Genomic DNA, 13,649 nt, shown 5'->3' with positions numbered 1-13,649 from the left:
AGCCTTGACTTCAACCCGGGCACGATCCTGGCTACTTTCCCCACTGAAGGAGAAGCAGAGGAAGGCTATGGAAAAAGAAGGATCAGGGAGGCATTAAAGGCCGGAAAGGAAACAGGGGACCACTACATGATCCGCTCCTTATCAGGCTATGCAGGAAAAGAGCTGCTGGGTAAGATGAAGGGCCTGACGGAAAAGATATCCAGGCGGGGGAAGAAGCACCAGAGGGTGTTTAAAGCGGAGCCTGAGGAGCCGGTACCGCTGGAGGGTAAAAGGGTAAAGTTCTGAGATATTAGTGTATTCGTTTAATGAAATCGTAAATGCGATTGCTGGCTATCGCATTTAGAGGAGTTTTATGCCTATCAGCCAGGAATTATTCAGAGATGAGCTGTCTTATGAAGATACCGGAATTAGCGGTATCATACAAAGACAAAAGGGCTCAGAATTTCTGAGCCCTTTTGTCTTTGTATGATTGGGCAGGGATTACACTGCATAATTCCAGCTAAACTCGTCCGGGCCTTTGCCGTAGCGGATTTCGTTTAAAGCCTTCAGCGTTTTATTTGAGAATTCGGCCTTCGTGATATCAGGAAGGGAATAAAGCTGGCCTTCATGACCGATGCTCGCAATCGGTGCAATAGTGGCTGCGGTGCCAACTCCAAAAGCTTCTGTAAGCTGGCCATTTTTAAGCGCATCAACTACTTCGGCGACAGATACCAGTCTTTCTTCAACAGGCATTCCCCAATGCCGGGCAAGAGTTAAAACGCTATCCCTGGTTACTCCTTTCAGGATGCTGTCTTTGGTTGATGGAGTGATCAAAGTCCCGTTGATAACAAACATGATGTTGGCGGCCCCGAGTTCTTCAATGTGGGCGTGGTCTTTTGCATCTGTCCAGATCAGCTGATCGAAGCCTTCTTTCATGGCCTCCTGTGCCGGTAACAGCGAGCCTGCATAATTTCCCGCCGCCTTTGCAAAACCAAATCCGCCTTCGCTGGCTCTTGAGTAATAAGTTTCAAACTTCACTTTAAGAGGTTTGGCAAAATAGGCGCCTACAGGGCCGGTTAATACCACGTATTTATATGTTTTCGAAGGCTGAACTCCCAGGTAGGGGTCAGTTGAAAACATGAAAGGACGGATATAGAGGGAGTGATGCTCCGCTGTAGGGATCCAGTCGCGGTCAATATCAACCAGAGCAGCAATGCTCTGCACAAAAATATCTTCGGGCAACTCAGGTGCGCATAAGCGGACAGCTGATTTATTGAAACGCTCGGCATTTTTATACGGGCGGAAGAGGCTCACATTTCCATTATCGTGCCTGTAGGCCTTTAATCCTTCAAAAAAGGCCTGCCCGTAATGAAGCACGGAAATGGCCGGGCTAAGAGACATGTTCCCGTAAGGGAGAATTTCAAAATTCTTCCATTCGCCGTCTTCATAGTCGGCAACAAACATGTGGTCGGAAAATATTTTCCCGAAGGGCAAATGACTGAAATCGGTCTCTTCCAGCCTTGACTTTGCAGCTTTTGTGATCTTTATATCTAATGTATCTGTCACGACGTCAGTGTTATAAAAGTACAATAGTACAAAGTAACGATTTTTTGAGCAGGAAAGGTGGGGAATTTCTTAATAAAGTATCCTGAATTTGATAGTCTGTTCAATTTCCTTCAGTTCTTTCAAAACCTGCGGATCATACTGGGCCATTACATCGGTGATAGCGTAGCCAATCTGCTGGTTGGTCATCAGGAACTGGCTGACAATATTGATGTTGTTGCGGGCGTAAACCTGGTTTATCTGAGCCATGATGCCTGGAACATTCTGGTGAATATGGATCAGGCGGTGTACGTTTTCCATTTTCGGTAACTGGAGGCTTGGAAAATTGGCACTCAGATAGGTGTCACCTTTATTGATGAATGTTGCCATCCGCTTGGGAATAAACTGTGCGTTCCGGGGATTTTGCCTGAGGTCATCAAATACCACTATCCCCATTTCGGTAGCAATATCCAGGGATATCTTGTGCCTGGCATTGCCGAGATATCCGATGGTTTTCAGCTTTACTGCTCTTTCCAGCTGTACATCTTCCAGTTTTTCACCGTCAGCAAGCAGTAGCATGCCGACATCAGCAATATACTTTTCCTCGAATGTGGTTTTTTGCCTGATGGAAAATCCGTCTTTTTTCAGGACTTGCACCGCTTCTTCAGGTACGTTGCCGACAACGAGACACAATATCCGGTTTTTTGGATATGAGATAGCGCGGGGAAGATTGTTTACGTATAAAAATTCGTCGAAGCTTGGCGTAACGTGATCTGCCTTTTCAAGGATGCTTTGCCTTGCTATATTCTCTGTGAACGCATAAAACTTCTGGATCATTCCCGATTCCTTCAGCTGGAAGTCGGAATGCCCGTCGCCGATGCCGAAGATATTCCCCTGCAACTGAAGTTGTCTGAGCAACTTCACCTTACCACCTTCTTCTGAAAGAGGGTTAGCTTCGTCATAGCCGGTGATGTTCCCTTCTTCGTCGAAGGTGAAGGTGTTGGCATAAATGTTCTCCTTTTTGATGTAGTAAGGCAACACTACGGGAGTTATAAATTCCTTAAACCCGCCGGATACAATAAGCACTTCATCCGCATGTTTTTTGAAGAATGCGCGATTGCGTAAAAACGAAGCAGACACCTTTTTCTTTAATCTGCTCACCAGTTGTTTTAAATGTTCCTGGTTGGCGTGTAAAAGCTTTACCCTGCCCGAAAGGCTTTCCCGGAAGGAGAGCCGGCCTTCCATGGCGGCGTTTGTGAGGTCTTCGATCTCTTTATAAATCGCTTCCCGGTTGGGATGATTCTTTAATGATATTCTTACCAGTTCGTCAAGCGCTTCTACCTGGGTAAAGGTGCTGTCAAAATCTATGATGTAATAATTCTTCATTTTTATTGTGTGTGATTCCGGCGGATGTTAACGTTGTGGATGTTTGCCGGTATTAAAGTCTTTTGTGCAAATCTCCCGGATGCTTTCTCTTACGGGCTTGAACCTGAAATCAGGAAACAGCTTCAGAAATTTTTCGGAGCTGAAGTCTGTTTTTTTCCGGGAACTCCTCGCTGTTTCTTTGGTTAGTCCGAATTCTCTTCCGCTGATAGCCGAGATGAGAGCAGTAAGCCGCCAGCCTATGCCCATCATCCATCTTCCAACTCTGATCGAAGGCGCCTGTACATTATATGCTTTTGCCGTTTCCTCAAAAACTTCGCGAAGGGGGAGGTTTTCGGCATTCAGGATAAAGCGTTCGGAGTGTATGTCTGAGTCCATGAGCATGATCATTGCGCGGGCGACATCTTCGACTGCCACCATTCCGCAGGTGCCGTCTGTGTAGAACCGGAGACCTTTTCTAACCATTTCGAATATCTGTCCGCTTCCTCCGGTGCCTGCATTTTTGCCGATTATGACCGACGGGTTTACAATAACGGCACATAGTCCTTCTGCAATCCCGCGCCATACTTCCATTTCGCTTTCGTATTTTGAAATCGAGTAGCCTCCCTGCCTGCCGTCAAATTCCCAGAATGCTTTTTCCGTTACCTGCTCCTGAGGCTTGGCTTCACCCAGTGCTGCAACTGAACTAACGTGAACGAGTTTGTCAATTCCTTTTTCGAGACAGAGGTCGACAATATGGGCTGTGCCTTCTTCATTGACCCGCAGCATCTTTTTTTTGTCTGCAGGCTGAAAGGAGATAGTTGCTGCGCAGTGATATACACGCGAAATTCCCTCAAATGCTTTTTCAAGGGAAAAATAGTCAAGCATGTCGGCATCTGCCCACTCAATTCCGGTTATTCCCTTCAGAATCTGAGGAATAGCGGAGGTTGCGCGCTTCAGGGCCTTTACCTTCTTTCCCTGCAAATGAAGTTGTCTTACTAATTCTGAGCCTAAAAAACCTGTTGCGCCAGTAACCAATATCATCCGGCTAATATTTGAAAATCTTTCAAAAGTAATTGAATAAATGGATATTTGAAGCGATTATGTCTTTATCTGATTTTTTCTCACCGGTTGACAGCAGGGTATTTAACAGCAATTCTGACTTTCTGAAAGGACAGTTAGGAGGCCAGGTCCAGATGTTCTCCGACAATTTTCCCGAAATAAATAAAGAGAATGCCGACATTGTGATCTTCGGAGTTCTTGATGACAGGGGAGCGGTTAATAACCAGGGATGCGGCCTGGCTCCTGATTATGTCAGGGAAAAGTTGTATAGCCTTTATCAGGGAACCGTGAAGGTGAAAATTGCTGACCTGGGGAATATAAAGTCAGGGCATACTGTTGCAGATACGTATGCCGCGGTAAAGACGGTTGTAACCGAGTTGGTAAAAGAGGATATTTTCCCTTTGATCATTGGTGGGGGGCAGGATATCACTTATGCTCAGTATATGGCCTATGAGGAACTTGAACAAAAGGTTGACCTGGTAGTGATCGACTCTAAATTTGATCTTGACGACAGTGCCGATACAGAGACCACGGAAACAAACTCATCTGCTTATCTGAATAAAATCTTTCTGCACCAGCCCAATTATCTTTTCAATTTCAGCAACATAGGTTATCAGACCTATTTCGTAAATCAGGAAAGCCTGAGGATCATGGATAAACTGTTGTTTGATGCAAACAGGCTTGGTGATTTCTATGGCAGGATAGCGGTATCGGAGCCTGTGATCAGGAATGCCAATATGATAAGTTTTGATATTTCTGCGATCCGCTCGTCTGATGCATGCGGAAATGCGAATGCCACACCCAACGGATTTTACGGAGAGGAAGCATGTCAGTTGTGCCGCTATGCCGGGATGAACGACAAGCTAACTTCTTTTGGGGTTTACGAATATAATCCTGCTTATGACCAGAACGGGCAAACGGCGATGCTTATTGCTCAAATGCTCTGGTACCTTATCGATGGCTATTATCAGCGGAAGAAGGATTTTCCTCTTCAGCCTAAATCACAGTATCTGATCTACCGGGCTACGCTGAAGGATAATTCGCATGAACTGGTGTTTGTTAAAAGTAAGAAGACAGACCGCTGGTGGATGCAGGTGCCTTATCCGACCAGTCATTCGGGAAATGAGCGGTATCACCTTGTGCCGTGCCGGTATGATGATTATCAACTGGCTGTAGGGGGAGAGATGCCGGACCTCTGGTGGAGAACTTATCAGAAGCTGGTGTAGACCAGTAGTGGCCGGTTCTGTCGCAAAAAATAAATTTAAATTTTGAATATTAACAGTGTTAAGTATATTTGCGCTGTTATTATGGGAATAAAAGAGAGAAAAGAGAGACATAAAGAAGATCTTAAACAATTGATTTTGGATACAGCAAAGTCATTGTTTACAAGATATGGTTATGAGGCTACTTCCATAAGAAAGATTGCGGCTGAGATTGAGTTTAGCCCTACTACAATTTATCTGTATTACAAGGATAAAAGCGATATCATTTATGCATTACACCAGGAGGGCTTTAAGCTGTTGTCCGACAGGTTTGTTACTCTCTCGAATGTAGAGCATCCTTTTGAGAGGCTTAAGGCTATGGGGCGTACATATATCCAGTTTGCTCTCGAAAATAGTGATTTTTACGAACTGATGTTTATTATGCGGGAGCCCCTTGACTTTCTGGACACGCACTGCGGAGAGATGGATGGGGATGGCTGGCCGGAAGGAGACGCTACGTTCAATTCTCTTATTATGACGATCATGCAATGCCAGGAGTACGGGTATTTTAAGGGACATGAAACAAAGACTTTTGCGTTGCTGGTGTGGTCAACTGTACATGGGCTCTGTAGTCTCACCGTTCACGGCCATCTGGAACATATTGTGAAAAACCGCCAGTTTTTTGATTCAGGGATAAGTGCGATGGAAGCTTCTTTTAACAGCTTTCTTCAAATGCTGGAATCTATGAAATAAATTTTTTTGATTACCTGTTAACAGTGTTAATAATGAGAACGGTATTAATATTATGTATGATTTTCTCACTTGGTTTGGTTTCTGGCAGGAGTCAGGGTCAGACCGTATCGCCGGAGAAGAGTCCGATTGACTCTTATGTTGAGGAAGCGTTTGTCAGCAATCTTGTTTTGCAGCAAAAGAATGTCTCACTTGATAAGGCTCTCCTGGCGCTTCAGACTGCCCGGAGCTTGTTCCTGCCTTCCGTGGCTTTTCAAATGAATTACCAGACAGCTGACGGTGGGCGGCAAATTCCGCTGCCCCTTGGTGATTTGCTGAATGGCACTTATGCTACTTTAAACCAGCTTACAGGGACGCAAGCCTTCCCGCAGCTGGAAAACCAGTCTATTACGTTTCTACCCAAAAATTTCTATGATGCGAAGGTGAGGACTACCGTTCCGGTTATTAATGCTGATCTTATATACAATAAAAAGATCAGTGAGCAGCAGATCGTCTTACATGAGTATGAAGTGGAAACGTATAAGAGAGAGTTGGTGAAGAACGTTAAGTCGGCCTATTATACTTATCTTAACGCCCTGAATGCGATTGGGATCTACCAGTCTTCGCTTGGTTTGGCGCAGGAGGGAAAAAGGGTAAACGAGAAATTGCTGGAGAGCGGAAAGGGGCTTCCTGCATATATCCTCAGGGCGAACAGCGAGATTGCATCGGTTCAGGCTCAGTTAACCCAGGCGAAGCAACAGGCTGAAAACGCAAGGCTTTACTTTAATTCATTGCTAAACCGTAATGCCGATTTGGCTGTCGATACCGCGTTTGATACAGATGCAGAACTTGCCAGGGTTTCTGTTCAGGTGAACGGAGCCATCGCAGCAGGAGAACGGGAGGAGCTTAAATCTCTCCGGCAGGTAATCGGTCTGAATGAGACGGTAGTGAAAATGAATCAAAGTTTCTGGATCCCGAAATTAAGCGGCTTCCTTGATCTTGGAACCCAGGCTGAAAACTGGAAGTATAATAAAGAATCCCGTTATTATCTTGCGGGGCTGCAGTTTGATATCCCGGTTTTTGCGGGGAATAACAATCGCCGTAAGATCAGCCAGTCTCGTTTAGATCTTAAAAACGCGCAGCTTAATTTAGAGCAGGTAAAGCAGCAGCTTTCTCTGAGCAGCAGCGTTGCCCTGAACAATCTCAGGTCTGCATGGGAGACTTACCGGTCGTCTACTGTTCAGCTGGATGCGGCGGAATCTTATCAGCGTTTAATTGAACGAGGATTCCGTGCCGGTTCGAATACCTATATAGAAACAGTTGATGCGCGTAATCAGCTTACCGCAGCCCGTATGGCGTTAACGATTAATAAATACAATGTTTTGACCGCTGCGGCTGCGTTAGAACGCGAAACAGCCTCTTTCAATCTCAATAAATAAGAAATCATGAATAAGAAATTTATATCTGCCTGCCTGGGAATATCCGGTATGATTCTGATGCTTTCATGCGGCAATAATGCGTCCAGGAACGAGGCGGTCCGGGAGGATATTATACCGGTAAGGCTACAGGAACTTGAGCAGGGGAGTGATGGCCTGGCCATTCGTGCTTCCGGAACGTTCACTACCGATGATGAAACGGTTTTGTCTTTTAAAACCGGCGGGGTGATCAACCGTGTTTTAGTGAAGGAGGGGGATGCTGTCAAAGCGGGACAATTACTGGCAACTTTAAATCTCACGGAGGTGAATGCAGGTGCACAGCAGGCTGTTCTTGCTAAAGAAAAGGCGGAACGCGACTATCAGAGGGCTTACAAGCTTTATAAAGACAGTGTGGCTACGCTTGAGCAGATGCAGAATGCGAAGACCGCTCTTGAGGTAGCACAGCAACAGGTGAAAGCTGCATCCTTTAACCGGAACTATTCGGAGATCAGGGCAACGGTTGCGGGCTTTGTATTGCAGCGTTTTGTAAACGAAGGACAGGTGGTTGGCCCGGGGACCCCGGTGCTGCAGATCAACGGAGCGGGCGGAGGCGAATGGCTTGTGAAAGCCGGCGTGAGTGACCGGCAGTGGGCCGCCATCAATAAAGGCGACGAGGCAACAGTTGAGAGTGATGCCTTGCCGGGAAAAAACCTTTCTGCTTTTGTCTACAAGAAGTCGGAAGGGATAGATCCGGCTTCCGGAACTTTTATCATTCATCTGAAGCTTAAAGATAAGGCTAGCGGAAAGATCGCATCCGGTATGTTTGCCAGGGCTGATATTCATCCTGCAAAGAAAAACGTGAACACATGGACGATTCCCTACGATGCTTTGCTTGACGGGGATGAGGGAAAAGGCTATGTATTCACGACCAATGACCGGAAAACAGCCACGAAGACTGAGGTGAAGATCGGGGATATCAGGAAAGATAAAGTGCTTATAACCGGGGGGCTTGAAGGTGCAAAATTCCTGATCGTGTCAGGCAGTCCGTATCTGAATGACGGGTCGAAGATAAAAGTACAGTAAGGAGGCGGCGATGGACATTTCAAAATATGCAGTGAAGAACTATCAGTTTACCCTGATCATGGTGCTGATGGTTGTTGCGATTGGTGTCAGTACCTTGCTGACTATGCCCCGGGCGGAAGATCCGGATATGAAGACTCCCCAGTATCCGGTAGTGGTGATATATCCCGGAACGAGTCCCAAGGACATGGAGCAACTGGTAGTAAAACCTCTTGAATCGAAGATCTACGGACTGGACAATATCAAGCGGATCAAGACCAATGTATTGAACGGAGTGGCTGTGCTGACAGTAGAATACAGGCATGGCAGCAATGTGGAGGATAAATACCAGGAACTGATCAGGGAGATCGGTGCTGTGCGCGATCAGCTGCCGCAGGACATTTATAGTATCGATGTACAGAAGGTAGAGCCTTCTGGTGTAAACGTTCTGCAGATCGCTCTCATTTCAGAGAATGCCTCCAGGGCGAAGCTGAAGAAATATGCGGAAGATCTTCAGGATGACCTGGAGAAGCTTTCGCCTCTTAAGGAAGTGAAGATCCATGGGTTGCCGCAGCAACTTGTCAGGATCGATGTTCAGCCTGACAGGCTGAACCAGCTGCATATTCCCTTAAGTACGGTAATGCAGGCAGTTCAGAGTGAAGCCGGCAATATTCCCGGGGGGAGTGTTATCGCCGGCGGGAAAACCTTCAGTGTGAAAACCAGCGGGAACTATCAGAGCGTTGAACAGATAAAAAATACGATCGTATCGAGCGGAGCGGGGAAGAATATCCTGCTTCAGGATGTCGCGAATATTTATCCCGACTATGCTCCAGAAACGCATATGACCAGGCTTAACGGTCATCGTTGTGTGTTCATTACAGCTGCCCAGAAAGAGGGAGAGAATATCAGTACATCGCAGGAGAAGTACCTGCCGGTGATTGAGAAGTTTAAAAAGACGCTTCCTGCTAATATAGATATGGTGGTGAATTTCGACCAGGCAGATAATGTAAACCATCGTTTGAAGGGATTGGGAATTGACTTTGCGATTGCGGTTCTGCTGGTGCTGGTTACGCTGCTGCCTCTTGGTTCGCGGGCTTCCCTGGTGGTGATGATCGCCATACCTCTTTCGCTCTCCATCGGGGTTGTCCTGGTTCATTTGTTTGGGTTTAGCCTGAACCAGCTGAGTATTGTCGGTTTCGTGGTTGCGCTGGGTTTGCTGGTGGACGATAGTATTGTTGTGATCGAGAATATAGAGCGCTGGATGAGGGAAGGCCATTCGAGGCTGGACGCTACTTTAAAAGGTACAAGGCAGATCGCCATGGCGGTAGTGGGATGTACTGCGACGCTGGTGATTGCCTTTATGCCCCTGATGTTCATGCCGGAGGCTTCGGGAGATTTTATCAGGAGCTTGCCTACCGCGGTGATCTGTTCAGTGCTGGCATCTATGCTGATCGCTCTAACGGTGGTCCCTTTTCTGGCCAGCAGGATCCTGAAGCCTCATGAAGATCCAAACGGAAACGCGGTTCTGCGGGCATTTCAACGGGTAATACATGGAACTTATGCTGTACTGCTTGATAAAGCTCTGAAGAAGCCGTGGCATACTATTGTGATAGCTGTTGTTATCTTTGGTGCTTCACTGGCGCTGATACCCGTTATCGGTTTCAGTTTGTTTCCCTCATCTGAAAAGCCCCAGTTCCTGATCGATATTTCTTCTCCTTTGCAGTCGAACATTTATTATACAGACAGCATTACCCGTCAGATCGAGCAGAAGCTGAAAACGATGCCTGAGGTGAAATATTATTCAGCCAATGTTGGAAAGGGTAACCCGCGGATCTATTATAATGTTGTGCAGCAAAACGAAAGGGCTGACCTTGCTGAAATATTTGTTCAGCTGCAGCCTGACGTTCGAGCCAACCGGAAGATGGAGATTATTTCGGAGCTCCGGAAGGCCTGGACCCCATATCCGGGAGCAAAAGTGGAAGTAAAAGACTTCGAACAGGGGATTCCGATGATATCACCGGTTGAGGTGAGGCTTTTTGGTGAAAATCTGGATACACTTCAGATCCTGGCATCGAGAGTGGAGGCCATGCTGAAGAAAACAGAGGGAGCTATCTATGTGAATAATCCGGTAAAGAACAATAAAACGGATATACGGGTAGATATAAACCGGCAGAAAGCGCTCGCGTTGGGCGTGCCGGCGGTTAACATAGACCGGACGGTGAGAATGGCGCTGGCGGGTGTGGATCTTGGAGTTTATTCAGATCCGGCAACTGATGATGACGACTACGTTATCAGGATGAGTATTCCAAGGCCTTCTTACCCGGATCTTTCGGTTTTCGACAAAATATATGTAAACAATGTTAAAGGCGGATCTGTACCGCTTAGCCAATTGGCGACACTCAGGCTGGAATCTTCTCCTTCGAATATAAATCACATTAATAAATCCAGAACGGTTTCGGTAAACTCCTTTGTTCAGAAGGGTTATCAGAATGACCGTGTCATCCAGGATGTGATCAAAAAGATGGATCAGATGAAACTGCCTGCAGGTTATCACTATGAAATGGGAGGAGAAGTGGAGACTACACAGGAATCATTTGGTGGCTTCGGCACAATCATTCTGATCACGGTCTTCCTGTTTATTGCTGTTTTGATTCTTGAATTTAAGACCTTTAAAAGTACGCTCATCGTTTTGTCGGTTATTCCTCTTGGGATAGTTGGGGCGGTACTGGCTTTACTGGTTACCGGGAATACGCTTTCCTTTGTTGCCACGGTGGGTATTGTGGCGCTTGCCGGTATAGAAGTAAAGAATACCATCCTGCTGGTTGATTTTACAAACCAGCTGCGACGGGAGGGAATGGAATTGAATGATGCAATTGAAAAAGCGGGAGAGATCCGATTTCTTCCGATCATCCTGACTTCTTTAACGGCTATTGGGGGCTTGCTGCCAATAGCATGGTCAAGTAATCCGCTGATCTCGCCTTTGGCGATCGTGATGATAGGGGGATTGATCAGTTCGACCTTATTGTCACGCGTAGTGACGCCGGTGGTGTATAAGCTGATGCCGCCGGTGATAAAGGAGGAGGAGTGAAGACACTTTATGATATTGTGGAGAAGGGACTTGGGGGAAAAGTGACGATATCTATTGAAATCTGAAAGACATTAATCCTTAACTTCGCGGGACAATATGAAAGTTGTTATTGCGGAAAAGCCTTCTGTGGCGCGTGACCTGGCAAAGGTATTTGGGAAGACGGTACGGAAGGACGGATATATTGAAGGGCCTGGTTATTCGTTTACGTGGGCGTTTGGGCATCTTGTGCAACTCGCGGCTCCTGAGGCGTACGGTTTTAAGGGATGGCGGATTGAGAACCTGCCAATGTTGCCGGAGCGTTTTAAGCTGGCAGTGAGGCAACTGAGGAATGGTAAGGGAACCGCGGATGACCCGGGCGTTGTGAAACAATTGAATATTATCAAGCAGTTGTTTGATGAGGCGACGGAGATCATTGTGGCGACGGATGCGGGGAGGGAAGGTGAGCTCATCTTTCGTTATATCTATTACCACCTGAAATGTAAGAAACCTTTTAAAAGGCTATGGATTTCCTCGCAAACAGATGAGGCTATTAAGAACGGTTTCCGGAACCTGAAGCCGGGTACGGATTATGATACTTTGTTCTTTTCTGCACAATGCCGTTCTGAATCTGACTGGGTGGTTGGCCTGAATGCCACGCAGGCACTGAGTATTGCTGCGGGTAACCGCACTGTACTCTCACTGGGAAGGGTGCAGACGCCTACCCTGGCCATGATCTGTTTCCGGTACCTGGAGAACAAGAATTTTAAGCCTCAGACCTATTACCAGGTTGCTATTCATCTTACAAAGGATGACATCACTTTTCGTGCTCTTTCAGTCAGGAATTATAAGGATAAAGAGTCGGCACAGGAGGTGGTAGATAAAGTGATGGACGTTGCTTCCGGAGATGCAGCGGGAGGGCTGATCACGAATGTGGAGGTAAAACCCCGGAAGGAACAGCCTCCTTTGTTGCATGACCTGAGCAGTTTGCAGCAGGAAGCGAATAAAAGGAGGGGCTTTACTGCGGATCAGACCCTGGGCTACGCACAGACCCTTTATGAATCGAAGCTGATCACTTATCCCCGTACGGGAAGCCGGTATATCGGAGAGGATATACTGGCGACGATTCCTCTGCTTATCGGTAACCTGGAGCAGCATCCTCTGTTTGGCAGGCAGGCTTCTTTTCTGAAGACCGCTAAGCTGAACAAGCGGAGTGTGAATGCAGCGAAAGTTACCGATCACCATGCTTTACTGCCTACTGAAAATATTCCCTCAAGTCTCTCTCCTGATCTTCAGGTGGTTTATGACCTGATCGCGGGACGGATGCTTGAGGCATTCCACCAGGAATGTTTAAAGGAACTGACAAAGATTACCATTGAATCCGGATCAACATTTGTAGCAAACGGAACGGTTATTCAGTCTCCGGGCTGGCGTTCGGTATTTAACCAGAAAGATGATGAGAAGGAGGACGAGGATAATGCGACGTTGCCGAAAGTGAAGAAAGACGAAAGTCTTCCGGTTGTTAAAAAGGAGTTGCTGGAAAAGCAGACGAAGCCTAAGGCGCTGTATAATGAGGCTAGCTTGCTGAAGGCTATGGAAACTTCCGGCAAGGAGATAGAAGATGAGGAGTTGCGGCAGGCGATGAAAAATTCGGGACTGGGAACTCCTGCAACACGTGCGGCGATTATTGAGACGCTGATCAAAAGGGAATATGTGAAACGGGAAAAGAAGTTGCTTTTGCCAACGGAAAAGGGTCTTGCCGTATACGAGTTAGTGAAGGATAAGAAAATTGCGCAGGCTGAGCTGACTGGACTTTGGGAAAAGAGGCTTGAAGAGATCCGGACCGGCGGTTCGGTAGCTGAGTTTAAAAACGAGATAAGGGAGTATACCCGGACAATTACTGCTGAGCTGCTGGAAGCGGGGAAAGGCCTGAGTGATGTACTGGGAGAAAACACGCCGGAAGAGGGTGGTGTTGTTTGCCCTCATTGTAAAAAGGGTACTCTTCGTTTTGGAGAAAAAGTTGTGGGATGCAGCAATTACCAGGGTGGGTGCAAGTTTGTAATCTGGAGAACAATGTCGGGTGTGAAACTGACTGATGAGCAGATCTCTTCTCTGATCGATACGGGGAAGACGGAAATCATAGAAGGATTTAAGTCGCAGTCGGGAAATGTATTTGCGGCATCGTTGCTGTTGTCGGATGGGAAGGTCCATTTTGTGTTTGCGCCGAAGGGAGTC

At 46.8% G+C, this 13,649-nt stretch carries 10 protein-coding genes; 7 read left to right on the top strand and 3 right to left on the bottom strand.

Going from position 1 to position 13,649, the window contains the following annotated elements:
* A partial coding sequence (locus tag DDR33_RS25925; protein ID WP_158280783.1) for a hypothetical protein occupies nt 1-285 on the top strand: 285 nt, incomplete at its 5' end.
* A 195-nt stretch (nt 286-480) separates the two neighbouring features.
* On the opposite strand, the gene DDR33_RS17290 is transcribed toward DDR33_RS25925, so the two are convergent.
* The 3 genes from DDR33_RS17290 to DDR33_RS17280 form a co-directional block, all read right to left on the bottom strand.
* Nucleotides 481-1,545 carry a branched-chain amino acid aminotransferase gene (locus DDR33_RS17290; RefSeq protein WP_109417052.1) on the bottom strand — a complete coding sequence of 355 codons (1,065 nt, stop codon included), beginning with the start codon at nt 1,543-1,545 and terminating at the stop codon, nt 481-483.
* Nucleotides 1,546-1,614: 69 nt separating this feature from the next.
* The gene (locus DDR33_RS17285; protein ID WP_109417051.1) at nt 1,615-2,907 is read right to left on the bottom strand and encodes an HAD-IB family phosphatase; all 1,293 of its coding nucleotides are present in this window, start codon (nt 2,905-2,907) and stop codon (nt 1,615-1,617) included.
* Between the two features lie 27 nt (nt 2,908-2,934).
* Nucleotides 2,935-3,927 (bottom strand): NAD-dependent epimerase/dehydratase family protein, encoded by a 993-nt coding sequence (locus DDR33_RS17280; protein ID WP_109417050.1) that lies wholly within the window; start codon nt 3,925-3,927, stop codon nt 2,935-2,937.
* A gap of 59 nt (nt 3,928-3,986) precedes the next feature.
* Between DDR33_RS17280 and DDR33_RS17275 the strand changes: the two genes are divergently transcribed.
* The 6 genes from DDR33_RS17275 to DDR33_RS17250 form a co-directional block, all read left to right on the top strand.
* The gene (locus DDR33_RS17275) at nt 3,987-5,171 is read left to right on the top strand and encodes a formimidoylglutamase (RefSeq protein ID WP_109417049.1); all 1,185 of its coding nucleotides are present in this window, start codon (nt 3,987-3,989) and stop codon (nt 5,169-5,171) included.
* A 135-nt stretch (nt 5,172-5,306) separates the two neighbouring features.
* Nucleotides 5,307-5,900, top strand: coding sequence for a TetR/AcrR family transcriptional regulator (locus tag DDR33_RS17270; RefSeq protein WP_238387846.1), 594 nt, complete (start codon nt 5,307-5,309; stop codon nt 5,898-5,900).
* Between the two features lie 32 nt (nt 5,901-5,932).
* Complete coding sequence (locus tag DDR33_RS17265; protein WP_109417047.1) at nt 5,933-7,315, top strand: TolC family protein; 1,383 nt, start codon at nt 5,933-5,935, stop codon at nt 7,313-7,315.
* Nucleotides 7,316-7,321: 6 nt separating this feature from the next.
* Nucleotides 7,322-8,374 carry an efflux RND transporter periplasmic adaptor subunit gene (locus tag DDR33_RS17260; protein WP_238387845.1) on the top strand — a complete coding sequence of 351 codons (1,053 nt, stop codon included), beginning with the start codon at nt 7,322-7,324 and terminating at the stop codon, nt 8,372-8,374.
* Nucleotides 8,375-8,384: 10 nt separating this feature from the next.
* Nucleotides 8,385-11,438: an efflux RND transporter permease subunit gene (locus DDR33_RS17255; protein ID WP_109417046.1), complete on the top strand. Its 3,054-nt coding sequence runs from the start codon at nt 8,385-8,387 to the stop codon at nt 11,436-11,438.
* 96 nt (nt 11,439-11,534) lie between these two features.
* On the top strand, nt 11,535-13,649 hold a 2,115-nt coding region (locus DDR33_RS17250), incomplete at its 3' end, for a type IA DNA topoisomerase (RefSeq protein WP_109417065.1).

The sequence above is a fragment of the Pararcticibacter amylolyticus genome (assembly GCF_003130405.1).
Classification (GTDB): Bacteria; Bacteroidota; Bacteroidia; order Sphingobacteriales; family Sphingobacteriaceae; genus Arcticibacter; species Arcticibacter amylolyticus.
The sequence above is the reverse complement of the archived record's forward strand: the minus strand, read 5'-3'. Positions and strand labels throughout refer to the sequence as shown.